Raw genomic sequence first — 25,656 nt, 5'->3', positions numbered from 1 at the left:
TTTTTTCGGGGTCTCCCCGATTCGTGTAGGAGTGAGCTTGCTCGCGATGGCGGTATGCCAGGTTCGAAAATGGCAACTGATACACCGCGATCGCGAGCAAGCTCACTCCTACAGGGAATGTGACGAGCTTTAAGGATTGAGGCTCGGCGGCATGCAAACGCCCGTCCCGCCAATCCCGCAATAGCCCTGCGGATTCTTCGCCAGGTACTGTTGGTGATACGCCTCAGCGAAGTACACCGTCGGCGCCTGATCGATTTCGGTGGTGATTTCACCCAGACCGGCCTTGGTCAGTTCTGCCTGGAACACCTCGGCGCTCGCCTTGGCAGCCTCCAGCTGTTCAGGCGTCGTTGCATAAATCACCGAGCGGTACTGGGTGCCGATGTCGTTGCCCTGGCGCATGCCTTGGGTCGGGTTGTGTAATTCCCAGAACATCGCCAGCAGCTGTTCGTAGCTCACCTTTGCAGGCTCATACACCACCAGCACCACTTCGCTGTGCCCCGTCAGGCCCGAGCAGACTTCTTCATAGGTCGGGTTAGGCGTGAAGCCCCCTGCATAGCCCACGACTGTGCTGATCACGCCGTCACGTTGCCAGAAACGACGCTCGGCGCCCCAGAAGCAACCCAGGCCGAAGATCGCGAATTCCACGTCTTCAAAAAACGGCCCGAGCAGCGGACGGCCGTTGACGAAGTGGGTTTCAGGAAGGGGCATCGGGGTTTCGCGGCCCGGCAGCGCTTGCTGGGCGGTAGGCATTTCGTTTTTGTTCACAAGGATTTCCGAACGCAAAGCCATGAGGTCAATCCTCTCTGGACAGGTGACTGCCGTATGTGGGGTCAGATTGTTCTGATTCAACTGTAGGAAGCGAGTTTGCCGTACATCGGCAGGAGGGGAAAGCGTCAGGCGGCGAGACCACTCACGCCAATGGGCCGCGTGGATAACGGCGCAATGCGTCGATCAAGTTCTCGCCAGGGATCGGCTTGTCAAACAGATAACCCTGACCCACGTCGCAGCGATGACGGCGCAGGAAGGCCAACTGTTCGGCGGTCTCGATGCCTTCAGCGACGACGGTCAGCTTCAGGTTATGGGCCATGGCGATGACCGCCGAGGTGATTTCCATGTCGTCCTGATCATCCGGAATGTCGCGGATGAAGCTGCGGTCGATCTTGATCACGTCGATGGGGAATTTCTTGAGATAACTGAACGAGGAATAGCCGGTCCCGAAGTCGTCCATGGCCAGGGTCAGGCCCAGGGTTTTCAGGGATTCCAGCTGCAGACGCGTGTCTTCGGTGGCTTCCAGCAGCAGGCCTTCGGTCAGTTCGAGTTCCAGCAGGGAAGGGTCGAGCTGCTCTTCGCGCAGGATGCTGGCCAGCGAGCTGACGAGATCAGGGTCGGAGAACTGTTTGGGCGACACGTTGATCGCGACGTGCAGCTTGCCGTAACCGGCCGCGGTCAGTTGCTTGCTCATGCGGCAGGACTGGCGCGCCACCCACTTGCCAATCGGGATGATCAGGCCGGTTTCTTCGGCGACGCTGATGAACTGGTCCGGCCGAATCATGCCCTTTTCCGGATGATTCCAGCGCAGCAGCGCCTCCATGCCCAGCAGCCGACCGGTACGCAGGCACAGCTTGGGTTGGTAGAAGACTTCAAGCTCGTTCTGGGTCAGTGCGCGGCGCAGGTTGTTCTCGACGAACAGCTTGTAGCTGGCCTCGGCGTTGAGCGCTTCGGTGAACACCTGCACCTGATGCTTGCCGTTGGCCTTGGCCTTGTGCAGCGCCAGACCGGCGTTCTTCATCAGCGTCTGCGGATCACGGCCGTGCAGCGGCGCACAGGCCAGGCCGACGGAGCCGGTGACGCTGATCAACTGGTTGTCGACGAACATCGGCTTGTCCAGCGTCGTCAGCACTTGGCTGGCAATGCGCTGACCTTCTTCGGGATCGGTGTCGTCCAGCAAAACCGCAAATTCGTTACTGGCAAACCGCGCCAGAATGCCGGTCGGGCTGAGGCTGTTGCGCAGGCGGCGGGCGAGGCTGATCAACAGCTTGTCGCCGGTCTGGTGGCCGAGGCTGTCGTTGATGCGCTTGAAGTTGTCGATGTCCACCAGCAGCAGGCTGATCGGCGTTTCGATGTCCCGCGCGAAGTGCTCGTCGAGGGTGCGAATGAACGCCGGACGGTTGCCGAGGTTGGTCAGGTTGTCGGTGTACGCCAGCCGCTCGATCCGCTGTTGGGAGAGCTTGGCCTGAGTGATGTCTTCGTAAATGCCGATGTAATGGGTGAGTTCGCGGTTATCGCCGTAAACCTTGGAAATTGACAGCTGGCCCCAGTACGGCTCCAGGTTCTTGCGGCGGCTTTTGAATTCGCCCTGCCAGCTGTTACTGGTCGCCAGGCTTGAATTGGCGTCCATCAACAAGGCGCTGAGATTTTCCAGCGCGGGCAGTTCCGAGAGGCGATGGCCGTGGACTTCATCGGCGGAATACTGAGTGATCTCGGTGAAACTCGGGTTGACGTACTCGACCACGCCGTCGCAGTTGACCAGCAGAAACGCGTTCGCGCTCTGCTCGACTGCGCGCTGGAACAGATGCAGCGCGTTGGTGGCCGTGCGCCGGTTGTGGTTGTTGATGGCATGGGCGAATTGATCGGCCAGCTCCCCGGCGAACGCGATTTCGTCGGACTGCCATTCGCGCCCTGTCTCGGTGTGCTCGAGGCACAGCACGCCGACCACTTGGCCGTCGATGCGCACGCTGGCATCGAGAATCGCGTTGATCTGGCGCGGCAGGAGGCTTTCAGCCAATTCGCGAGTCCGCGGGTCCTGCTCGAAGTCGTTGGCATCGATGGCACGGCTGGTGTGCAGCGCTTCCAGATAACTCGGGAAGCGGCTGATATCAATCGGCCCGGCCTTGAGGTATTCATCCGTATCGCGGCGGTATTCGGCGATCGGTTCAAGCATATTGCCGTTGAGGTTCCAGATCGCGGCGCGGGCAATGTCGTAGATTTCGCAGGCGTTCTTGGTGATCAGCTCGGCCGCTTCCTGCAACGAATTGCTGGAGCTGTAACGATGTTTGGCCAGGCGCAGAATCAGGCTTTGTTGAGCGCGCACCCGCTCCAGATGCTGCAGTTGCTCATGTTGCGCCCGCTGATTGAGCTCCAGCGCAATTTGCAGCCGTGTGTTTTGCACTTCCAGGTCCGGAGCTAAGACCATCTCGCTGGCATCGTAAAGCTCATCTACCACCATCAGGTACCCCCGCAGCAGTTCGCGGTTGTGCTGTCGGTAACCCTCGCCGATTTCCAGCAGGCCCAACGGACCGCGGGTCGTGTGCAAGGTGTAGCGAATGACGTAATGCGAGTTGCTGGCCATCTGTATCTGGATGGCGTCGTGCAGTTGATAGCGCGCTTCGGGCTCCATCAGGCTGGCGTAGGGCGAGCCGATGAGGGCGCACAGCTCCACGGCGGGCATGTCGAACTGCTTCTCACAGCTTGGATCCAGGTACAGCATCGCCCAGCTGGCTTCATTCAGCCGCTCGAAACGCAGCATGCCGAGCCGCGAGGGCACCGGCAATTGCGTCACGACCTCGGCTGCCGATCGGGCGGCAGCATCAGGTTGGCTTTTCATGAAGGAACTCGCTTAAAGAGTACTGTCGCGCATGGGCACGCGCCCATTGTGAAATCGCGTGTCGCAAGGTTGCATCATGGCGCACGGGCTGACAAGTGAGCGCGATGGCTTAGTGCTATAAATCTGTCGGCAAATCGTGGATTAACTGAAGGTTGTTGGTCGGATTTGTCGGAATGCAGGGTCAAGTGGTTGTTATTGGTGATTCTGAATGGGCTGGCCATTGCGGATCAGGCGTTTATCCCGGGCTTAAGCCCTTCGAGGATTCACTTTGAACCGCGGTGTTTCCAAGATTTTCTGCGGTCCACAAGCGTGCCAAGCGTCACCGTTTTCACATCCAAAAAAAGCCCCGCCAAATGGGCGGGGTTGAGGTACGAGCGTGGCAGCTCGAAAAACAGCGAAGGCCCGCCTCCTGTGAGGCGGGCCTTTTGCGGCTTACAGCAGGATGGTGCGGATGTCAGCCAGCACGTCGCCCAGACGCTTGGTGAAGCGTGCAGCTGCGGCGCCGTTGATCACGCGGTGATCGTAGGACAGCGACAGCGGCAGCATCAGGCGTGGCTGGAAGGCTTTGCCGTCCCAGACCGGTTGCATGGTGGCCTTGGAGACACCCAGGATCGCGACTTCCGGCGCGTTGACGATCGGCGTGAAGCCGGTGCCGCCAATGTGACCGAGGCTCGAAATGGTGAAGCAGGCGCCCTGCATGTCGTTGGCCGACAGCTTTTTGGAACGCGCCTTTTCAGCCAGCTCGGCCGCTTCGGCAGCCAGTTGCAGCAGGTTCTTCTGATCGACGTTTTTGATCACCGGGACCAGCAGGCCGTCAGGAGTATCCACCGCGAAACCGATGTGGAAATACTTCTTACGGATGACCGCTTTGCCGCTGGGTGCCAGCGAGCTGTTGAAGTCCGGCATTTCCTTGAGCAGATGCGCGATGGACTTGAGCAGCAGAGGCAGCACGGTCAGCTTCACGCCCGCTTTCTCGGCGACAGCTTTCTGCGCAATGCGGAAGGCTTCCAGGTCAGTGATATCGGCCTGGTCGAACTGCGTGACGTGGGGGATGTTCAGCCAGCTGCGGTGCAGACCGGACGCGCCCAGTTGCATCAGGCGCGTCATCGGCACTTCTTCGATTTCACCGAAACGGCTGAAATCGACTTCCGGAACCGGTGGGATGCCAGCGCCGCCGGTTGCGCCGCCAGCAGCAGGCGCGTCCTTGGACTTGGTCATGATGGATTTGACGTACGCCTGCACGTCTTCCTTCAGCACGCGGCCGTGTGGGCCGGTCGCGGCTACGGCGCTCAGTTCGACGCCGAACTCGCGGGCCAGCTGACGAACGGCCGGACCAGCGTGGACTTTCGCGCCGCTGGCAGCCGGGGCCGCCGCTGGGGCAGGCGCCGCTTCGGCCTTTGGCGCAGGGGCAGCAGCAGGGGCAGCCGGTGCGTCAGCCTTGGCCGGAGCCGCTGCTTGAGCAGGGGCAGCTGCTTGAGCCGGAGCCGCCGCCGGAGCTGCGCCCGCCACTTTCAGTTTCAGGATCAGATCGCCAGTGCCGACTTCGTCTTCGACCTTGACGCTGATGCTTTCGACCACGCCTGCGGCGGGCGAAGGAATCTCCATCGAGGCTTTGTCAGATTCCAGAGTGATCAGGGATTGATCAGCTTCGATGCTGTCACCGACTTTGACCATCAGCTCGATGATGCGAGCCTTGCCCGACGAACCGATATCCGGAACGTGGATGTCCTGAACGGTTGCTTCGGCAGCTGGCGCAGGTGCAGCAGCCTGAGCCGGAGCAGCCGCTTCAGCTGGCTTCTCAGCGGCAGCATGGGCCGCATCCGCCGGAGCGGCAGCCGCAGGCTCGTCAGCAGGCGCAGCGGCGGCGTCGCCTTCCACTTCCAGCTCCAGCAGTTCATCGCCTTCTTTCAGGCGATCGCCCAGCTTTACTTTCAGGCTTTTGACCACACCGGCTTTTGGCGCAGGGATTTCCATGCTCGCCTTGTCCGACTCCAGCGTCAGCAGGCTTTGGTCGGCCTCGATGCGGTCGCCAACCTTGACGAACAACTCAATGACTTCACCGTCACCGCTGCCGATGTCGGGTACACGAATTAGCTCACTCACAATGTCTCTCCTCAGGAGAACCTGTTCACTCGACTGCGCCGGTGCAGTAGCAACGAAACAGCCTTGGATGCTCATTTACCCGAAGGCAAATTCCGCATCGCCGGCTGTTTCGCGCAATCTGTCAGCGCTCTATACGATCTTCAGCGCAGACCTCAGCAGTCCAGCGGGTTGCGTTTTTCCGGGTCGATGCCGAACTTGGTGATGGCTTCCGCCACGACTTTCGGTTCGATATCGCCACGATCGGCCAAGGCTTCCAGGGCCGCCAGCACCACGAAGTGACGGTCGACTTCAAAGAAGTGACGCAGCTTCTTGCGGCTGTCGGAACGGCCGTAGCCGTCGGTGCCCAAGACCTTGTATTCCTTGGTCGGAACCCACTGACGGATCTGGTCAGCGAACAGTTTCATGTAGTCGGTCGACGCGATGACCGGGCCCTTGCGACCATTGAGGCACTCTTCAACGTAGCTCAATTGTGGCTTCTGGCCGGGCTTCAGACGGTTGCTGCGTTCAGCGGCCAGGCCGTTGCGACGCAATTCGTTGAAGCTGGTGACGCTCCAGACGTCAGCGCCGATGTTGAACTGCTCACGCAGGATCTTCGCCGCTTCACGCACTTCGTTGAGGATCGTGCCGCTGCCCAACAGTTGGACGTGATGAGCCGCTTCGCGTGTGTCTTCTTCCAGCAGGTACATGCCCTTGATGATGCCTTGCTCTACACCGGCCGGCATCGCTGGCTGATGGTAGTTCTCGTTCATCACGGTGATGTAGTAGTAGACGTTTTCCTGCAGCGTCATCATCCGGTGCGTGCCTTCCTGCATGATCACCGCCAGCTCGTAGGCATAGGCGGGGTCATAGCTGCGCACGTTCGGGATGGTGCTGGCCAGAATGTGGCTGTGGCCGTCTTCGTGTTGCAGGCCTTCACCGTTGAGCGTGGTACGCCCGGAGGTGCCGCCCAGCAGGAAGCCGCGAGTCTGTGCATCGCCAGCGGCCCACGCCAGGTCGCCGATACGCTGGAAGCCGAACATCGAATAGAAGATGTAAACCGGCAGCATCGGGGTGTTGTAGTTGCTGTAGGCAGTACCTGCCGCGATGAACGAGGAGAACGCGCCTGCCTCGTTGAGGCCTTCCTGCAGGATCTGGCCGTCTTTCTCTTCGCGGTAGTACATGACCTGATCGCGGTCGACTGGCTCGTACAGCTGGCCGACTGGCGAGTAGATACCCAGCTGACGGAACATGCCTTCCATACCGAAGGTACGGGCTTCGTCAGCGAGGATCGGAACGATGCGCTTGCCCAGTTCCTTGTCTTTCACCATCGAGGCGAGGATACGACCGAACGCCATGGTGGTGGAGATTTCGCGGTCGCCCGAGCCATCCAGAACCGACTTCAGCGTGTCCAACGATGGCGTCGGGATGCTGATGTTGCCGCGGTTGCGCTGAGGCAGGGAACCGCCCAGCTTCTCGCGGCATTTGCGCAGGTACTTCATTTCCGCGCTGTCTTCGGCCGGACGGTAGAACGGCAGCGATTCGAGCTGGGAATCGTTCAGTGGAATGTCGAAGCGATCACGGAATTTCTTCAGCGACTCGATATCGACTTTCTTGGTGTTGTGCGCAGTGTTCTTCGCTTCGCCCGCGCCGGTGCCGTAGCCCTTGATGGTCTTGGCGAGGATGACGGTCGGCTGGCCCTTGTGGTTGACCGCCTGGTGATACGCCGCGTAGACCTTGTACGGGTCGTGGCCGCCACGGTTGAGTTTCCAGATCTCGTCGTCGGACAGATTCTCGACGCGCTTGAGCAGCTCTGGATCGTCGCCGAAGAAGTGCTTACGGACGTAGGCGCCGTCTTTTGCCTTGTAGTTCTGGTACTCACCGTCGATGGCTTTGTCCATGCGACGCTGCATCAGACCGTCTTCGTCCTGGGCGAACAGTGGGTCCCACATGCGGCCCCAGATGACCTTGTTCACGTTCCAGGCAGCACCACGGAACACGCCTTCCAGTTCCTGGATGATCTTGGCGTTGCCGCGAACCGGGCCGTCAAGGCGCTGCAAGTTGCAGTTGATGACGAAGATCAGGTTGTCGAGGTTTTCACGACCGGCCAGAGAAATGGCGCCCAGGGTTTCCGGCTCGTCGCATTCGCCGTCGCCGATGAAGCACCAGACCTTTTGCTTGCCAGCCGGGATGAAGCCACGGTTTTCCAGGTACTTCATGAAGCGTGCCTGGTAGATCGCGGTGATCGGGCCCAGACCCATGGAAACGGTAGGGAACTGCCAGAAGTCAGGCATCAGGTGCGGGTGCGGGTACGACGATAGGCCGCCGCCGTCCACTTCCTGACGGAATTTCAGCATCTGTTCTTCGCTCAAGCGGCCTTCGAGGAAAGCGCGAGCGTAAATGCCGGGCGACGCGTGGCCCTGGTAGTAGATCAGGTCGCCGCCGTGTTCTTCGGTCGGGGCCTGGAAGAAGTAGTTGAAGCCGATGTCATACAGCGTGGCGCTGGAGGCGAAAGTGGAGATGTGGCCGCCCAGATCAGGGTCTTGCATGTTGGCGCGCATGACCATCGCCAAGGCGTTCCAGCGAACGATCGAACGGATGCGGCGTTCCATGAACAGGTCGCCGGGCATGCGTGCTTCGCGGGTAACAGGGATGGTGTTGCGGTACGGCGTGGTGATGGAGTACGGCAGCTGCGAACCACTACGCGTGGCCAGCTCGCCCATACGGGTCATCAAATAATGAGCACGGTCTTCGCCTTCTTTGTCGAGAACCGATTCCAGGGCGTCCAGCCATTCCTGGGTTTCGACGGGATCGAGGTCTTGCATGGCTTGCTCCAGGGCGGAAAGGCTTCCAGAATCGGTTGCCTGAGTTTGTTGCGACTGGCCTTGTGGGCAGACGACGTAAAAATTCTTGGATGACCGGAGTGGTACCCGGCGTTGTGTAGTTTTACTACAAATCTCTAGCCGTTTCAGCTTTTTGACTTGTATATACAGTAGTAAAACTACAGCTTGGCGATGTTTTCGCCCATGTATCGCGATGAAACAAATGAAAAATGTTGGTAGAAACCATAAAAAGATCAGCTGACGAATCACGCTGGCTACCACAAACAGGCAAATGCCAGCAATTTTTAACCTTTGTTCGACAGTCCGGTCCGTTTTGTAGGGCGCAGCCCCTCCGGCGGGTAGTCTTTTGAACGCCGATCAAGGATAGACCATGAGCCTTCCTTCGCTGGCTGACCTGCCGGCCATCCTCCTGCCATTGGTGTCTCGTGCCCAGCAGTCGTTCCGCGCTGCGCTTGCTGCTCTGACCGAAGGTGGGCAGGCGACTTTCGATGCCTGGCCCGCTGAGCGTCTGGCCGCGTTCGATCGCGTGTGCGCCTCCAGCGATTTTGTCGCCGAACACATCGCGCGCGACCCGCAGATGCTGCTCGACCTCGCTGAATCCGGCGAGCTTGAGCGCAGCTTTGCGGCCAATGAGCTGCGTGAGCACATCGCCAATGCGGTGGCCGAAGCAACCACCGACGATGAGCTGGGGCGTAATCTACGTCGGCAACGGACGCGGCAGCAAGTCCGAATTATCTGGCGCGATCTGACACGACAAGCGGATTTGATCGAAACCTGCCGCGACCTTTCCGACATGGCGGATGGCAGTATCGACCTCGCCTACCGTTGGTTATACGACCGACATTGCCAGCAGTTCGGCGTCCCGACCGGGCGCCGGACGGGCGAGCCTCAACAAATGGTCATCCTCGGCATGGGCAAGCTGGGAGCGGTCGAGCTGAACATGTCGTCCGATATCGACTTGATCTTCGCCTATCCCGAGGGCGGCGAAACCCAAGGCGTGAAGCGCCCGCTGGACAATCAGGAATTTTTCATTCGTCTGGGGCAGCGGCTGATCAAAGCGCTGGACCCGGTCACCGTCGACGGTTTCGTCTTCCGTGTCGACATGCGCCTGCGGCCTTACGGGTCATCCGGGGCGCTGGTGCTGAGTTTCAATGCGCTGGAGCAGTACTACCAGGATCAGGGCCGCGACTGGGAACGCTACGCGATGATCAAGGCGCGGGTCGTCGGCGGGGATCAGGCGAAAGGCAGTGAGTTGCTAGACATGCTGCGACCGTTCGTATATCGCCGCTACCTCGACTTTTCCGCCATCGAAGCCCTGCGCACCATGAAGCAGCTGATCCAGCAGGAGGTCCGGCGCAAGGGCATGGCGGCCAACATCAAGCTGGGTTCGGGCGGCATTCGCGAGATAGAGTTCATCGCCCAAGCGTTCCAGCTGATCCACGGCGGACGAGACCTGAGCCTGCAACAGCGGCCATTACTCAAAGTCCTGCGCACGTTGGAAGGACAGGGCTATCTGCCTGCGGCTGTCATCACCGAACTGCGCGAAGCTTATGAATTCCTGCGTTACACCGAGCATGCCATTCAGGCGATTGCCGACCGCCAGACCCAAATGCTGCCCGAGGACGAGCGCGATCAGGCGCGCATCGCCTTTATCATGGGCTTCGCCGATTGGGACGCTTTCCACGCGCAGTTGATGTACTGGCGCGGGCGGGTCGATTGGCATTTTCGCCAAGTCATCGCCGACCCCGACGAGGAAGAAGGGCAGCAAGAGGGTGGCGAGGAGATCGTCGGCGGGGAATGGCTGCCGTTGTGGGAAGAGTCGCAAAACGAAGAGGCGGCCTGTCGTCAGTTGCAGGAAGGCGGATTTGCCGACGCGCAGAAAGCGCTGAAACACCTCAGCAACTTGCGCGGCAGTTCGCAGCTGCGCTCGATGCAGCGCCTTGGCCGCGAGCGGCTGGATGCGTTCATCCCTCGCTTGCTGGCCCAGGCCGTCGAACATGACGATCCGGACCTCGTGCTGGAGCGAGTGCTGCCCTTGGTCGAGGCGGTCGCCCGGCGCTCGGCCTACTTGGTGCTGCTGACCGAAAACCCCAGTGCGCTGCGACGTTTGCTGACATTGTGCGCGGCCAGCCCCTGGATTGCCGAGCAGATCGCACGCTTCCCACTGTTGCTCGATGAATTGCTCAACGAGGGTCGCCTGTTCAGCCCGCCGCAGGCGCTGGAATTGGCTGCCGAGCTGCGTGAACGGCTGACGCGCATTCCCGAAGATGACCTGGAGCAACAAATGGAGGCGTTGCGTCACTTCAAACTGGCGCACCGTTTGCGCGTGGCCGCGTCGGAAATCACCGGCAGCCTGCCCTTGATGAAAGTCAGCGATTACCTGACCTGGCTGGCCGAAGCCATTCTCGAACAGGTACTGGCCCTGGCCTGGCGTCACACGGTCGCTCGCCATGGCGCGCCGCGTCGCCCGGATGGCACGTTGTGCGATCCGGGGTTCGTGATTGTCGGTTATGGGAAAGTCGGTGGGATCGAACTGGGGCATGGTTCGGACCTCGATCTGGTGTTCATTCACGATGGCGATCCCCAGGCGGAAACCGATGGGCCGAAGCCGATCGACGGCGCGCAGTTCTTCACGCGACTGGGGCAGCGGATCATTCATCTGATCACCACGCAAACCAATTCCGGCCAGCTTTATGAAGTCGACATGCGCTTGCGCCCTTCGGGTGCCGCAGGTCTGTTGGTCAGCTCGTTGGGGGCGTTTTCGCGCTATCAGGAGAACGAAGCCTGGACCTGGGAGCATCAGGCGCTGGTGCGCGCGCGGGTGCTGGTGGGCAGTGCGGACGTGGGCAAAGGCTTCGAAGCGGTGCGGGCGTCGGTGCTGGGGCGCGAGCGCGATCTGCCGACGTTGCGACAGGAAGTCAGCGACATGCGCGCCAAGATGCGCGACAACCTTGGGACCAAGGGCACACAGGCCGGGAGGGGTGCAAATGCCTTCGAGCCCACGTCGTCCTTCGATCTCAAGCAGGATGCCGGTGGTATCGTCGATATCGAATTTATGGTGCAATACGCGGCCTTGGCGTGGTCCAGAGAGCATCCCGCGCTGCTTCGCTACACCGACAACATCCGTATTCTCGAAGGCTTGGAAGAGGCCCGGTTGCTGCCCTCCGCCGACGCGAGCCTGTTGCGTGAGGTGTATAAAGCGTACCGTTCCGCGGCGCACCGCCAAGCCTTGCAGAAGGACGCGGGCGTGATGAAAGGCGATCAGTTCGCCAGCGAGCGTCGCGAAGTGATGCGGATCTGGGGGCAGTTGGGGTTGAGTTGATACATGAAGGATTCTTCATTGAGTCCTCCGGCCCATCGCGGGCAAGCGCGCTCCTTCAGTCGAGCGGGGTTTCCTCTAGGAGCGCGCTTGCCCGCGATGGCGTCTGTGAAGTCACCCAGAATCCTGATCTGGCGAGTGTTTGTTTCGACGCCATTCAGGACCTCTATAAAGCTATGACAGGGAGGCGTCAGGCTGTGTGGAAGCGTCACGCAGTCTGATGGGCCTCCCTGCTCGTTTCTGGTCGTTTTTGGATTGAGCATGAGAATTCTGATCGTAGGGCCCAGCTGGGTCGGTGACATGGTGATGGCGCAAACGCTGTTCCAGTGCCTGAAACAGCGTCACCCACAGTGCGAAATCGATGTGCTGGCCCCCGAGTGGAGTCGGCCGATCCTAGAGCGCATGCCCGAAGTGCGCGCGGCCTTGAGCTTTCCGCTCGGCCACGGCGCGCTGGAACTGGCAACCCGTCGCCGCATCGGTCGGTCGCTGAAAGGTCAGTACGACCAGGCCATCCTGCTGCCCAACTCACTGAAATCGGCGCTGGTGCCGTTTTTCGCCGGCATTGCGAAACGCACTGGCTGGCGTGGCGAATTTCGCTATGGCCTGCTCAATGACGTGCGAATCCTCGATAAGCAGAAATATCCGCTGATGATCGAGCGCTTCATGGCGCTGGCCTACGACCAAAACGTCGAAATCCCACGCCCTTATCCAAAGCCAGCCTTGCAGATCGAAACGGCCAGCCGCGATGCCGCGCTGGCCAAGTTCGGCCTGACCCTCGACCGCCCGGTGCTGGCGCTGTGCCCCGGCGCGGAGTTTGGCGAGTCCAAACGCTGGCCATCCGAGCATTACGCAAAAGTCGCAGAAACCAAGATTCGCGAAGGCTGGCAGGTCTGGCTGTTCGGCTCCAAGAACGATCACGCGGTCGGCGAAAGCATTCGTGAGCGGCTGATTCCCGGCTTGCGCGAAGAGTCCGTCAACCTCAGCGGCGGGACGTCGCTGGCCGAAGCGATCGACCTGCTGTCCTGCGCCGATGCCGTGGTGTCCAATGATTCCGGCCTGATGCACGTCGCCGCTGCGCTGAACCGGCCTTTGGTCGCCGTCTATGGCTCGACGTCGCCAGGCTTCACACCGCCGCTGGCCGATCAGGTCGAAATCGTGCGGCTGGGTATCGAATGCAGCCCCTGTTTCGAGCGCACCTGTCGGTTCGGGCACTACAACTGCCTGCGTCTGCTGGAGCCCGATTCGGTCATCACCTCGTTGAGCCACTTGGGTGGCACGCCGGTCGAGGTCGCCTGACTTGCGGGTACTGCTGATCAAGACCTCGTCACTGGGTGACGTCATTCATACCCTCCCTGCGCTGACCGACGCGGCGCGGGCGATCCCCGGCATCCAGTTCGACTGGGTGGTGGAAGAAGGCTTCGCGGAGATCCCGACCTGGCACCCGGCGGTGTCCGGCGTCATCCCCGTAGCGATCCGGCGCTGGCGCAAGAACCTGTGGCAGACGTTCAAGAACGGCCAGTGGCGCCAGTTCAAACAGCGCCTGCGTGACAGCCGATACGACCTGGTGATCGACGCCCAGGGCCTGCTGAAGAGCGCGTTCCTGACCCGTTACGTCAATGCGGCGATCGCCGGCCTGGATAAAGATTCTGCCCGCGAACCCCTTGCCGCGCGTTTTTACGATCACGCGTATCCGGTTGCGCGCAGTCAGCACGCGGTCGAACGTTTGCGACAGCTGTTCGCCCAAGCGCTCGGCTACGAAGTGCCTGCCGGCCTTGGCGATTACGGCCTGGATCGCAGCCGCCTGCTGAACGGTGATCGTGGCGCGCCGTTCGTGCTGTTTCTGCACGGCACGACTTGGGACACCAAGCACTGGCCCGAGCTGTACTGGCGTCAACTGGCCGAGCGCATGATCAGCCAAGGCCTCGAAGTGCACTTGCCGTGGGGCAACCCCGCCGAAAAGGCGCGCGCCGAACGTATCGCCCAAGGCCTTGATAAAGCCGTTGTACTGCCCAAATTGAATCTGGCGGGCGTCGCCAACGTGCTCGCTGGCGCGCAAGGCTGCGTCGCTGTGGACACCGGGCTCGGTCATCTGGCGGCTGCGCTGGACGTGCCGACACTGTCGCTGTTCGGTCCGACCAACCCGGGCCTGACCGGCGCCTACGGCAAGTCGCAGGTTCACCTCGCGGGCGATTACCCGGCCTGCGCGCCGTGCCTGCAAAAGAAATGCACCTATCGGCCGACGCCTGAAGATCAGCGTCAGGTCGATACCGAACGCGAGTGGCCAATGTGCTTCACTCGCCTGAATCCCGAGCGAGTAGCGGGCCAGTTGGGCTCGCTGTTGCTGGCAAAGGAACATCCGTAATGCAACTGGCATTCGTGCTTTATAAATACTTTCCCTTCGGCGGCTTACAGCGCGACTTCATGCGCATCGCCCTGGAGTGTCAGCAGCGCGGGCATTCGATCCGCGTCTACACCCTGATCTGGGAAGGCGACGTGCCCCCCGGTTTCGAAGTGTTGGTGGCGCCGGTCAAGGCGATCTTCAACCATCGTCGTAACGAAAAGCTCACCGACTGGATGAACGCCGACTTGGCCAAGCGCCCGGTGGATCGTCTGATCGGTTTCAACAAAATGCCCGGTCTGGACGTGTATTACGCCGCCGACGGCTGTTATGAAGACAAGGCCCAGAATCTGCGCCATGGCCTGTACAAATACTGGGGTCGCTATCGTCACTTCGCCGATTACGAGCGTTCGGTGTTCGCCAAAGACGCGAAAACCGAAGTGCTGATGATTTCCGAAGTGCAGCAGCCGCTGTTCATCAAGCACTACGACACGCCGCTCGAGCGCTTTCATCTGCTGCCGCCGGGGATTTCCCAGGATCGTCGCGCACCGGCCAATGCCGCCGAGATTCGCGCTGAATTCCGCCGTGAATTCAAACTCGGCGATGACGACCTGCTGCTGGTGCAGATTGGCTCCGGCTTCAAGACCAAGGGTGTCGATCGCAGCCTGAAAGCGCTCGCGGCCCTGCCTGCTGCGCTGCGCAAACGTACGCGGCTGTTCGTCATCGGTCAGGACGACCCTAAAGTCTTCCAACTGCAAAGCTCGGCATTGGGCCTGAGCGACAACGTGACCTTCATGAAAGGCCGCAGCGACATCCCGCGTTTTCTGTTGGGCGCAGATCTGTTGATTCACCCGGCATACAACGAAAACACCGGCACCGTGCTGCTCGAAGCACTGGTCGCCGGCCTGTCCGTGCTGGTCAGCGCCGTGTGTGGCTACGCGCACTACATCGCCGAAGCTGACAGCGGTCTGGTGCTTGATGAGCCGTTCGAGCAGAACCAGCTCAATCAATACCTGACCCGCATGCTCGAAGACGACCCCGCTCGCGCGAATTGGGCGCGAAACGGGCTGGCGTTCGCCGATACGGCGGATCTTTACAGCATGCCGCAGCACGCTGCGGATGTGATTCTGGCGGAGCGTCACGGATGAAACTGATCCTTGCTGAACCCTTCAAGTCCCTTTGGGCCGGGCGCGACGCGTTCGAGGCCGTCGAAGAGCTGAAAGGCCAGGTGTACCGCGAGCTGGAAAACCGCCGCACGCTGCGCACCGAAGTCGACGGGCGTGGGTATTTCGTCAAAATCCATCGCGGTATCGGTTGGGGCGAAGTGGTGAAGAACCTGCTGACCGCGAAACTGCCGGTGCTGGGCGCGGGCAAGGAATTCGATGCGATCAATCGCCTCACGGAAGTTGGCGTGCCGACCATGACCGCCGTTGCCTACGGCGAGCGCGGCAGCAATCCGGCCGCGCAGCATTCGTTCATCGTCACCGAAGAGCTGGCGCCGACCGAAAGCATGGAAGACGTCAGCATCAATTGGGTGAAACAGCCCCCCGAGCCGCGCATGAAATGGGCGTACATTGCCGAAGTTGCGCGCCTCGTGGGCATGATGCACCGCGCCGGGGTCAACCATCGCGACTGCTACCTCTGCCATTTTCTGCTGCACACCGACACGCCGGTCACCCCCGACAGTTTCAAGCTGTCGGTGATCGACCTGCACCGCGCGCAGACCCGCGACCAGATCACCCAACGCTGGCGCAACAAGGACCTGGCCGCGCTGTATTTCTCGGCGCTGGACATTGGCCTGACCCGCCGCGACAAGCTGCGTTTCCTCAAGGGCTACTTCCAGCAACCTTTGCGCAAGATTCTGGCCGAGGAATCGGCGTTGTTGGTATGGCTGGAAGCCAAGGCCGAGAAGCTGTATCAGCGCAAGCTGCGGTACGGGGATGCGCTCTGATGGCGGGTTGGAACCTTGAACCTGAATACGCCGCGCTGGCCGCTGATTTTGGATCGCTGGACGCCGTGTTCGCCTTGAAAGGCGAGCGTTTGACCCGCGATCCGTTGTCGGAAGTCATCCGTGTCGAGCGTGATGGCGTGAATTACTACGTCAAACGCTATGTTGCGGCGGGCAAGGGCCTGCGGCGTTATCTAGGGCGTCCGCGGGTGAAATCCGAGTGGCAGAACCTCAAGCGCTTCGCGAAATGGGGCATCCCGACTGCCGAGGTGATTGCCTGGGGCCTGGAGCGTAATGGCGCGGCGTATGACCGTGGCGCGTTGATCACCCGCGAGCTGCCGCGCACCGAAGATTTGTCCGAATTGGCGCGTCACCACGATCAGCGTCTGACCGACCGTTCGTGGGTCGACGGCATCAGCCAGCAGGTCGCACGCTATACGCGGACCATGCACGATCATCGCTTCACCCATAACGACCTGAAGTGGCGCAACCTGTTGGTGGATGACCGTTCGACGGTGTTTCTGATCGACTGCCCCAACGGCGCGTTTTGGGTCAGCTTCATGCTCCGTTATCGCATCACCAAGGACTTGGCCTGTCTGGACAAAGTGGCCAAATATCACCTGTCCGCCACCCAGCGGCTGCGTTTCTATCTGCAATACCGTGGGCGCGAGCGCCTGAATGCGTCGGACAAGAAGCGCATTCGACACATCGTCAGCTTTTTCGAGGGTCGCGAATGAGTGTGTTCATTGCCGAGGCCGACCGTGGCTTGCTGGAGCGGCACGGTCTGGCCGATTTCGATTCGCTGTGGGACGTGCAGCTCGACGCCGTGGACGAGCCCAACACCGGGCGCGGCGGCTGGAGCAGCGTGTTTCGGCTGGAGCTGGAAGGCTCGGGTTATTACCTCAAACGCCAAAGCAATTACCTGACCCACACGCTGCATCACCCGTTCGGCGAGCCGTCGTTTTCTCGCGAGTTTCGCAACATCAGCCTGTACCAGAAGCTCGGCATTCCGGCGCTGCACGCGGTGTTCTACGGCGAGAAGAAAGTTAATGGCGAGCGCCGGGCGATTCTGATGACCCGAGCGCTGGACGGCTGGAGCGATCTGGACGCACTGCTGACGCAGTGGGGTGAACTGCCGGCGACTCAGCGCCTGGCGATCCTGCACGCCTGCGGTCAGTTGGCCCGCACGCTGCACAAGGCCGGTCAGGTGCATGGTTGTTTCTATCCCAAGCACATTTTTCTCAAGGCCAAGGGCGGCGCATATCAAGCGCAGTTGATCGACCTCGAAAAAACGCGAAAATCGATATTCGGCCAGCGGGACCGGGTCAAGGACATCGAACCCTTGCTGCGCCGCGCGCCGATGTGGAACGAAGCCGAAATCCGCGAACTGCTCGCCGCCTACCTGCAAGCCCCTGGGGATAGCGGGCTGGTCGATGCGTGGTGGCAGCGGTTGGCCAAACGCGGCAGTCATAAGCGCAGCGGTCGCTGATGTGAGTGATGATGAGATCTATTGTGGGAGCCGGCTTGCTGGCGAATGCGCCGTGCCAGTCATCCTGTATGTTGCTGACCTGACGCATTCGCCAGCAAACCGGTTCCCACGCCCTTCGGGCAGAAGCTCGATCGCGCCAGTCTCAGCTATTTACGAGTTTTTTTAAGAGGGCGCCGATGCGTTTGTCTGAACTGAAAAACGCCGGTCGTACCCCGACGCTGCCGATGAGCATTGCGTTGGCGGATGCGGCAGGCCCTGCCGAGTTGCAGCTGTTGAGCCTCCTGCGAGTGCTGCCGGGGCAACGCTATGTGGGCGCCGGGATCTGGCGCGGGCGGCCGGTGCTGGCCAAGTTGCTGGTGGGTCATAAGGCGCCCCGGCATTTTCAGCGTGAGCGCGACGGTGTGCATCTGCTGGCCGAGCAGGGCTTGACCACGCCGCTGCTCTTGGCCGAAGGGCTGAAAGAAGGCGAGGGCGGCTGGCTGTTGTTCGAATTTCTCGATCAGGCCGAAAGCCTGGGCGACGCCTGGAAAGCCGTCGAGACCCTGCCGCCGCTGGCCGACGAGCAAACCGCCGTTCTCAGCGAGGCCTTGGCAGCTGTCGGGCAGATGCACGCCAAGGGCCTGTGGCAGGAAGACCTGCACCTCGACAACCTGCTGCGCCAAAACGGCCAGTTGTACCTGATCGATGGCGCCGGAATTCGCGTCGAGCAGGCAGGCAAGCCGTTGTCGCGGCAGAAGGTCCTGGAAAACCTCGGCGTGTTTTTCGCGCAGTTGCCCCGGTCGTTGGAGCCCTACACCGAAGAATTGCTGGTCTACTACCTGCTCAGCAACGGCGAACATGCGTTGCCGGTCGAAGCGCTGCAAAAGCAGATCGACAAGGTCAGCCATTGGCGCTTGCGTGATTACCTGATCAAGATCGGACGCGAGTGCAGCCTGTTCAGCGTGACGGACGGCCCCTTCGGTCTGCGGGCGATTCGTCGTGAAGAAGAGGGGGCGATGCTGCCAGTGCTGCAAAAAGCTGACACGCTGATCGACAGTGGCCACCTGTACAAGACCGGTGGGGCGGCGAGCGTGGCTAAAACCGAAGTCAATGGCCGACCGTTGGTGATCAAGCGTTACAACATCAAGCACTTCGCCCATTGGCTCAAGCGCTTCTGGCGTCCAAGCCGGGCTTGGCATTCCTGGCGCGAAGGCAATCGTCTGATGTTCCTCGGTATCGCGACGCCCAAGCCGCTGGCGTTGCTGGAACGGCGTTTCATCTGGCTGCGACGCACGGCGTATCTCGTCACGGAGTACTTGCCGGGGCCGGACATCATCGAGCGTTTCGCGCCCTACGTGGCGTCGGGCGATGCGCCGGAAAGTGAATTGCAGGCATTGGAAACGCTGTTTTCACAGTTGATCCGCGAGCGCATCAGTCATGGCGATCTCAAAGGGCACAACGTGTTTTGGCATCGGGACCGCTGGGCGCTGATCGACCTTGACGCAATGTGTCAGCACAGCTCGCACAGCGCCTTCGCTGCCGCGTTCGCCAAGGATCGCGCGCGCTTCATGCGTAACTGGCCTGCCGACAGCGCCTTGTACCAATTGCTGGAACAGCGCCTGCCGAAAGTGATGTGAAGCAAAAAGGGCAGCCTCGATGGCTGCCCCTTTTTTCGCCTCCCGAAAGGCTTATCCCACACGCGTCAGGTTGATGTCTTCGAGCGCCAGGATCAGCGCGTCGATGTCGTCATACGGCTGCAGATGCACGCTAGCCCAGGTCGGGCGATCCACAAACACCTTGCCCTCTTCATTCACTTGCACCGCAGTGCGATGGATTTCGTGAGTCCTCGACTTATGGACGATCACGTACAGACTGTCGGCGTCCTGCTCGGCGACGAACATGCCGGGTCTGGCCAGCCGCTGCGCCATGGGCAGTGGCTGTGGAGGCCGGATGGCCATCGGGCTGCCGGACACTTCGATCTCCACCAGAAAGTTACCCTTCACGAAGCCTTGCTCGTTGCTCATCTGGGCCCGCGCCAACTCCCCCGGGTCGGGCGTGATGCCCTTGGATGCTCCCGGACGCACATCGCTGACTCTGATACCGATCCCGCCTTCGAGCTCTGCAAGGCCAGGTACACCCAGATAGGTGTTTGAATGACTGTTACCCACCAGCGCAACCCATTTGTGTTTGCCCATTACAGCCTGATGCCGACGAATCATTCTTGATGCGTAGAAATTCATCATCTGTTGGCGGGTGGTCTGTGACGGCAGGCGCAGGCCGCTCAGGTGATAGCTCGCTGCGCAATCGATGGCGCGCACCTCAATGCCATGCTGTTGCGCCTTGATAACCAGTTTTTCGAAGTTGTACACCCGTGAAGGATCAGTGAGATGGCCGCTGTCGAGCCGGCGCAAGGCGAGCAAGAGGCGGTCGCTCATCACGCCGGTTTCGAAGAAGCGATCCAGATCGGCCTGATGCAGGTCCGAGAACAGATGCTCCATGTACAGAGTCTTCACGTTCTGCTGCTTGAGCAGAGGCAGGTTGTCCATGATGAGTTTCTTGCTGGCGATCGAAGCATGAAACTCTCCGATCACCATGCCATCGGTCTGTTCGTACAGGCTCTGAATGAACTGCTCCATATTGGGTCGTGCGGCCAGGGACGGCAGCGTCGGCCGTGGTGGCTGATCGAGGGTGCGGATGCTTCGGGCGTTCTCGCGCAGGCTGTCGCGCAGGGCGAAGAACTGCTCCTCGACCCGATTCAGACGCTCGTCGAAAAAGAAGTAGTTGCTGTCGAGACCATGATGCTGCGCATAGGTCAGCTCGAACAGCGTGTCCCTGGATGCAAGCGGCATGTCGTAGAGGGGATCGATCAGCGACTGCTGCAGCGAAGTCGGGGGCGCATCGGCGATCCACTCTTGCGGCGCGACCCGTTGCCAACCGGTGATGTCGTTCCAGCGGAATGCAACGCTCTGTTTGAGACTGTCGGTTGCACTCAGTGCCACCACGGACTCGCGGGGAATAGCCGCAGCGGTGGTCGCTGTCGAAGCGGCCGGGACGCTTGGGGGCTGAACGCTACCTGACTGCGCAAACTCGATCTTGAAGTCTGTTGGAGTGGCCGCAGTATGGGTGTCCACCAGGTTGGCACCGTGCTGAATACGTGTGGGCTGGCCTGCGGGGACATCTTCGATGTGCACGCTGAGGGCGCCCTGCAGATCGGCCAGCCCCGGTACCTGATCGTGGGTGGTTGCCAGGCGTTGATCGACCAGTGCGATCCAGCGCTTGTTCGGCTGGTCTGCAACATCTCGGTCAATGACTTTGTGACTGAAGAAATTGCTCATTTTTTGAGCGCTTGCGCTATCACCCGCTGCGGCTGCCACCGGATGGTCGTTCATGGGGTAGCTCACCGATGAGCTGAGTGGGCGTACTTCGATGCCGTGTCGATGGGCCTCTTTGATCAAGTGGTAGTAATCATATTCGCGGCTCAAGTTATCCAGCGCCCGCTGGTTGATGTATTTCAGATGATTCTTGATCTCGTGGGATCCTGTCCGGACCGTACGCCCCTTGGCGTGGTATTTCGCCAGTTTGCGTGTGTGCTTGTCGGTGAACAGGTGCTGGATGTAAATCACCTCAACCCGTTGCTCGACCAGCGCCTGCATGTTCACCATCAACAAACGTTTGCTGGCAACAGATTTCGCCGCCTCGCTGACGACCAGTCCATTGCTCTGGGCGAAAGCACTCTGCAAGAAGTCGGCGACGGTCGTTGAGGTGTCGATGGCTGGAAGTGCTGGTCGCGCAGGTTTGGCGATGGGGTTGGCAAAAAAAGCCTGAGCCTCGCGGTAAAGGTTGTTTCTGAGGGATTGGTACGCTTCGCGCATCTGCTTGAAATACACATCGAAGAATTCGCCCAATCCCACGACATAGGCATCCATGGACGTGTGGATCAGGATCTCATCCATGTGGGGCTGCAGGTCGGCAGGCAGCTCGTAGGCCTGAAGCCCGGTACCCGTCGCGCCGCCTTCAGCGCCACCCTGATGCGCAGGGGTGGAGCTGCCCGGCGTATCGCTGCCGCCTCGCAGTCGGGAACGTTCGATTACCTGCCACTGGCCCTGCTCGTTCAAGCGCACAGGCTGACGCCCGAAAAATGCGAACGGGTTTTGCGGATCGACGATGTGCCAGCAACGCAGGCCCGCGTCGTAGTTCACCTGATACACGGCGCCATTCATATCGATGTAAAACTTGCCGTTGCCAAGGCTGACGCCCTTGGCGTGCCCATCGCCGATACGTGGCAGGTCTTGCACAGACATATCCGCGACGCGATAGCGGCTGAAACCGTTGGAGGCTGAAGGGGCCGCGCTGGAAGGGCGATCCAGAAGCTGCCAGGCGCCGCTGTCGGTTCTGGCGAGGTACTGGCCGGTCGGGTAGACGTCGTCCGTTTCGAAGGCTAGGTTTTGGTACACCTGAGCCTTGCCGTTGGCGTCAGGCCTGCTGATCAGCCAAGGCTGGTCATCGAGTTTGACCGGGTAAAGGCCTTCCGGCTTGCGCGCCCTCGAGGGCTTTTTCAGTGCGGCAGGCCGCGCGCCTGGTTTCGAACCCTTGGCCAGTTTGCGCGCGATGCCGCCGAAGCCTTTGAGGCCCTGCTTCACGTCGCCGTAGGCGCCTGCCAGGTTCAGGGCTGCTGCCAGAAACAGCCCCGGCGCGGATTCCGGATCATGTCCGGCGAGGGCCTTGACCGCCTTGGTGGCGTCGCGCAACGACAGCGCCACGCCTACCGCAAAGCTCAGCGGTGGAAAGGGCGCCGTGATGAGAGTGGCAATGATGTCGACGCTGTTCCAGATCACTTCGCTGAGCATGTCGTGGCGATTGGTCGTGGTTTCATTGGCGTCGCGCAGCTTGCGCTCGATCTTGCGGTTGAAGCAGACCTGAGCGAAGTCGGCGATCGGTTCGTGCGGCAGTGTCGGGCGTTTGCTGCCGTTGCCTTGCTTCATGTCATTGAGAAAGAACGACAGCACGCGCCGGGCGTTGATGCGGCAGCGGTCCTTGTAGTAGTCGATCATGCCGGGATGGCGGAGGGAGTCAACGAAGGCGCTGAATGCCCGGAACTCGATTTCGTCAGGTGCGTTCGGCGTATACAGCAGTGCAGCCAGACGCAGGTGGGTCGGCATAAGCGCGTAACAGCCTTGCACGGTTTCCACATGGGTCAGATTGGTATCGGTGACGACCAGCTGGTTGATGCCGCCCAGATGCAATGCGATGAAGGGTTTATCGATGTGGATCTGCAATGGGTAGACGGGGTGTTGTGCACGAGTGTCGGGCGTATTGTCGCTCAGGTGCTCAATGCTTTGCTCAAGCCATTGATATTGAGTTTCGTCAATATGCCCCTTCAGGAGGCTGCGCAACGCCGCGGCCTGCATCTGCAAGCGAGTGATCAGTGCGCTGCTCTGGCGGCGATAGTCATAACCCGTCGATGCCGGATCGAGCAGGGTGCGTTTGACCAGATCGGCGTAGGCATCTGCGAGCCACTTGCCGCGTACCGAGCCTGCCACCAGCGCAGCGGTGAGCGGGCTCAGGTCTACGCCTTCCGGGCCTTTGAAGGTCGCCGTGGTGTCGGCGGTGGGCGTCAGGAGGCCGAAGCTGTCGTCATAACCATTGCGCATCATTGCGGTGTAGGTCAGGGTCTCGCGTTCGGTGGTGATGATGATGTGATCAGGGTCCACGCTGCCCGTCGGGACTTTCAGCAACTGGCAGATTTTCTCGCTGGCGCGCTGATGCACGTAGTCTTCGAACTCCTGGACCTGCGTGTGAGGCTGCGCCGCGTAATGATCGAGTGCGCCAGTGATCGCGTCTTCCAGTGCCACCAGCGTCTCACGCTGCTCGGCGGTCGCGCGTACGTACCAGCTCGGTGTGTGAGTTTCGAGCTGAGAGAACGCGACCTTCATCATCTGTTTGACGAGGGTCTGCAAGCCGGTTTGGTAGCTGTCCAGTGAGATGAGTTGAAGGAAGCCAGGTTGGGGGAAGGGTTTGTTGCGCAGTGCTTCCAGGGTCTGGTTGAGGGCCGGACGGTCGGGAACCTCCAGCTGCTCAATCAGGTAGTCGGTCATTTCCGGGCTCGCCGTCCATGCCACCAGTTCGTGAAGCATCTGTGTTTCGTTGTCAAAACTCTGGAAAAGACGCGTGCGCGGGGCATCGAACGTGAACATGATGAGCCGTTCCAGATCGCCTGACGCATTCTCCTTTCGGAACACCAGCGCACGACTGAGGGCGGCCTTGCCGTCGATTTTGATCTGCTGAACGCGCAGTACTTTGCCTGCTTCGGTGGGGGCCCCTTGAGAGGCCGCGGTCACCACATTGAAATCGTCGGGCGAAATATGCCCCTGCATTTTCGCGACATACGCCGACTCGTCCACCTGACGATCCAGCAGCTCGCGCATCAGCTTCTGGCTGGTGTCTTTTGCATAGGTGGTGCGCTGGTATTGACCGAAGCTCAGCCGCAGGTTCAGTTCATCCACCAGGCCTGCGATGTAGGCCGGAGTCAGTGCAGCGTGTTCGGTCCCGATGGGAGCGTCATCGAGGCTAAGGGTGGTGTGGGTGAGGAAGTCCGAACCTTCGTTTTTATCGCCCGGGTGCAGGCCATAGAGCGCCAGTTGCGTCAGGGTACGGGTGGTAAGGTAGCGCTCGCCAGTGACAGGCAGCGTGCGCTGGGTGCTGATGCTGACGGCGTCTGGCGCCAGATCAAAGCCAAGGTCGTTGGCGATACGCGTGCGCAGGTTCACCTGAGCATACTGCTCTGCCGAAGCGGCACCGTTCAGGGCGCCTGCCAGCGCTTTGTGAGCGTCTTCATAGCGTTGCAGGCGTCGGCGGTATTCTTCCAGATCTTCTTTGGACGCGAGCTTGATCCAGTCCGGCAGAGCGGTTCGCGCCTTGCGCTCGGCCAGCAGCAGCTCGCGGCGCTCCAGCATCGCAGAAGGGCCGAAAAGCCAAGGCATGTTCATCGCCCCTTCAATCTGGCTGGCGTGCAGGTCGGGGTTGGCATTCAAACCATCGGCGCAGACATAAAGCAGGTCTGCGCGCTGCTTCTCGATCAGCCGCTGAATCCCGTGACGATAAGGGTTTCCACTCACGCTCCGCAGGGATACGTCGGCCATGCGGAAGGGTTCCAGATGCACATCGGGATCGTCAGTGACAGCGAACACGGCGTCCTGATGACGCTGTTCGGCGTTGATGAGCAGCCCCCAGCGCAGTTCACTGTCGTTGAGCCAGTCGACGACCGTTTCGAGCATGGACGCCAGCGTCGCAAACTCAGACAGGCCACTGCCCGGCAAGCTCAGCAAGGTGCGACCTGTTGGAAGGCTCATGACCAGCGCGCCGTGGAGTTCCACCTGCGTGTGGGCATCGATCGCCACGTACAGCGCGCAGACGCTGGGCTGAGCGTGCGCCTGGGTCTGATCCTTGACCGGAAGGCACGCGACGGTGTCGGGGAGTATGTCGTTTTCGTGGGCCTTGAGCGTGGCCTCGTCCCGCAACGCCTGTTCGAACAGCGCGGCGAACAGCCTGCGTCGGCCTTGGCCTTGGCTGCTTGCGGTTCGCCAGTAGGTGTTCAGCGTGTCCAGGAGCACGCCGGTTTCCTGTTCGATGGCGGTCTGTTCGCCGGCTTTCAATGCGTCGAGCAGCGCGGCGTGGGGGGAGGGAAGCTGTGTCAGCTCGGTAGACAGCGCGGTGTGTGCCTCGGCCAGACGCTTGAGCGCGCTGGCGGCGGCAGGGTGAGTGAGCGCGGGAGAAGGCCGCGCGGGAGAGAATGTCTGCATGATGTCGTGTTCCTGATTCGCCCTGTTCGTCGGGGCATCCATGGCGCGGGCAGGCCGCGTGATTCATGGAGCGAATCAATCACGTGTCAGACGGGACGTGGTGGTAGATATGTAGTGCACGTTGCGAAGCGACGTTTCCGATAATGACCGTCCTTACAGGGATGATTGCGCCACGTCAGCGTTGCTGCGCCTCCTGAATCGGTTTCGCTTGCCCCGCGCCATATCGCAGTTCATTACGCTATAATCCCGCCCTTTAGC

Annotated in this window: 13 protein-coding genes; 8 read left to right on the top strand and 5 right to left on the bottom strand. The window is 60.7% G+C overall.

The features are described from left to right. Positions 1–129: 129 nt before the first annotated feature. The 4 genes from msrA to aceE all read right to left on the bottom strand — a co-directional run bounded on the left by msrA (position 130) and on the right by aceE (position 8,508). Positions 130–789 (bottom strand): peptide-methionine (S)-S-oxide reductase MsrA, encoded by a 660-nt coding sequence (msrA, locus tag B3N48_RS23105; RefSeq protein ID WP_296187661.1) that lies wholly within the window; start codon positions 787–789, stop codon positions 130–132. Positions 790–910: 121 nt separating this feature from the next. Beyond that, complete coding sequence (locus B3N48_RS23100; protein WP_296187660.1) at positions 911–3,604, bottom strand: putative bifunctional diguanylate cyclase/phosphodiesterase; 2,694 nt, start codon at positions 3,602–3,604, stop codon at positions 911–913. Between the two features lie 432 nt (positions 3,605–4,036). Continuing rightward, complete coding sequence (gene aceF, locus B3N48_RS23095; RefSeq protein ID WP_296187659.1) at positions 4,037–5,707, bottom strand: dihydrolipoyllysine-residue acetyltransferase; 1,671 nt, start codon at positions 5,705–5,707, stop codon at positions 4,037–4,039. Positions 5,708–5,859: 152 nt separating this feature from the next. Next, the gene (gene aceE / locus B3N48_RS23090; RefSeq protein WP_296187658.1) at positions 5,860–8,508 is read right to left on the bottom strand and encodes a pyruvate dehydrogenase (acetyl-transferring), homodimeric type; all 2,649 of its coding nucleotides are present in this window, start codon (positions 8,506–8,508) and stop codon (positions 5,860–5,862) included. A 388-nt stretch (positions 8,509–8,896) separates the two neighbouring features. On the opposite strand from aceE, the gene glnE reads away from it, so the two are divergent. The 8 genes from glnE to B3N48_RS23050 all read left to right on the top strand — a co-directional run bounded on the left by glnE (position 8,897) and on the right by B3N48_RS23050 (position 19,236). Beyond that, positions 8,897–11,848 (top strand): bifunctional [glutamate--ammonia ligase]-adenylyl-L-tyrosine phosphorylase/[glutamate--ammonia-ligase] adenylyltransferase, encoded by a 2,952-nt coding sequence (gene glnE, locus B3N48_RS23085; protein WP_296187657.1) that lies wholly within the window; start codon positions 8,897–8,899, stop codon positions 11,846–11,848. Between the two features lie 258 nt (positions 11,849–12,106). Next, positions 12,107–13,141: a lipopolysaccharide heptosyltransferase II gene (gene waaF / locus B3N48_RS23080; RefSeq protein WP_296187655.1), complete on the top strand. Its 1,035-nt coding sequence runs from the start codon at positions 12,107–12,109 to the stop codon at positions 13,139–13,141. 1 nt (position 13,142) lies between these two features. After that, on the top strand, positions 13,143–14,207 hold the full coding sequence (gene waaC, locus B3N48_RS23075) for a lipopolysaccharide heptosyltransferase I (protein ID WP_296187654.1): 1,065 nt from the start codon (positions 13,143–13,145) through the stop codon (positions 14,205–14,207). Continuing rightward, on the top strand, positions 14,207–15,331 hold the full coding sequence (locus B3N48_RS23070; protein ID WP_296187653.1) for a glycosyltransferase family 4 protein: 1,125 nt from the start codon (positions 14,207–14,209) through the stop codon (positions 15,329–15,331). The genes waaC and B3N48_RS23070 overlap by 1 nt, the downstream gene beginning before the upstream one ends. Continuing rightward, the gene (rfaP, locus tag B3N48_RS23065; protein ID WP_296187652.1) at positions 15,328–16,134 is read left to right on the top strand and encodes a lipopolysaccharide core heptose(I) kinase RfaP; all 807 of its coding nucleotides are present in this window, start codon (positions 15,328–15,330) and stop codon (positions 16,132–16,134) included. The genes B3N48_RS23070 and rfaP overlap by 4 nt, the downstream gene beginning before the upstream one ends. After that, complete coding sequence (locus B3N48_RS23060) at positions 16,134–16,868, top strand: lipopolysaccharide kinase InaA family protein (protein WP_296187651.1); 735 nt, start codon at positions 16,134–16,136, stop codon at positions 16,866–16,868. Before rfaP ends, B3N48_RS23060 begins: the two co-directional genes overlap by 1 nt. Beyond that, the gene (locus B3N48_RS23055) at positions 16,865–17,620 is read left to right on the top strand and encodes a lipopolysaccharide kinase InaA family protein (RefSeq protein WP_296187650.1); all 756 of its coding nucleotides are present in this window, start codon (positions 16,865–16,867) and stop codon (positions 17,618–17,620) included. The genes B3N48_RS23060 and B3N48_RS23055 overlap by 4 nt, the downstream gene beginning before the upstream one ends. 176 nt (positions 17,621–17,796) lie before the next feature. Further along, a complete protein-coding gene (locus tag B3N48_RS23050; RefSeq protein WP_296187649.1) occupies positions 17,797–19,236 on the top strand; it encodes a lipopolysaccharide kinase InaA family protein in 1,440 nt (479 codons plus the stop codon). Between the two features lie 51 nt (positions 19,237–19,287). Here B3N48_RS23050 and B3N48_RS23045 read toward each other — a convergent pair whose 3' ends face one another. Next, positions 19,288–25,398, bottom strand: coding sequence for a membrane-targeted effector domain-containing toxin (locus tag B3N48_RS23045; protein WP_296187647.1), 6,111 nt, complete (start codon positions 25,396–25,398; stop codon positions 19,288–19,290). Positions 25,399–25,656 lie beyond the last annotated feature (258 nt).

This window comes from Pseudomonas sp. UBA1879 (assembly GCF_002338065.1).
In the GTDB taxonomy this organism is placed as follows: Bacteria; Pseudomonadota; Gammaproteobacteria; order Pseudomonadales; family Pseudomonadaceae; genus Aquipseudomonas.
This window is presented reverse-complemented; position numbering and strand designations above follow the sequence as displayed.

Excerpts from the sequence above, each read along its gene's own strand:
- B3N48_RS23050 (WP_296187649.1), top strand. The coding sequence starts at position 17,797 with ATGCGTTTGTCTGAACTGAAAAACGCCGGTCGTACCCCGACGCTGCCG.
- glnE (WP_296187657.1), top strand. The coding sequence starts at position 8,897 with ATGAGCCTTCCTTCGCTGGCTGACCTGCCGGCCATCCTCCTGCCATTG.
- B3N48_RS23070 (WP_296187653.1), top strand. The coding sequence starts at position 14,207 with ATGCAACTGGCATTCGTGCTTTATAAATACTTTCCCTTCGGCGGCTTA.
- B3N48_RS23055 (WP_296187650.1), top strand. The coding sequence starts at position 16,865 with ATGAGTGTGTTCATTGCCGAGGCCGACCGTGGCTTGCTGGAGCGGCAC.
- msrA (WP_296187661.1), bottom strand. The coding sequence starts at position 789 with ATGGCTTTGCGTTCGGAAATCCTTGTGAACAAAAACGAAATGCCTACC.
- rfaP (WP_296187652.1), top strand. The coding sequence starts at position 15,328 with ATGAAACTGATCCTTGCTGAACCCTTCAAGTCCCTTTGGGCCGGGCGC.
- B3N48_RS23060 (WP_296187651.1), top strand. The coding sequence starts at position 16,134 with ATGGCGGGTTGGAACCTTGAACCTGAATACGCCGCGCTGGCCGCTGAT.
- B3N48_RS23100 (WP_296187660.1), bottom strand. The coding sequence starts at position 3,604 with ATGAAAAGCCAACCTGATGCTGCCGCCCGATCGGCAGCCGAGGTCGTG.
- aceE (WP_296187658.1), bottom strand. The coding sequence starts at position 8,508 with ATGCAAGACCTCGATCCCGTCGAAACCCAGGAATGGCTGGACGCCCTG.
- B3N48_RS23045 (WP_296187647.1), bottom strand. The coding sequence starts at position 25,398 with ATGCAGACATTCTCTCCCGCGCGGCCTTCTCCCGCGCTCACTCACCCT.
- waaF (WP_296187655.1), top strand. The coding sequence starts at position 12,107 with ATGAGAATTCTGATCGTAGGGCCCAGCTGGGTCGGTGACATGGTGATG.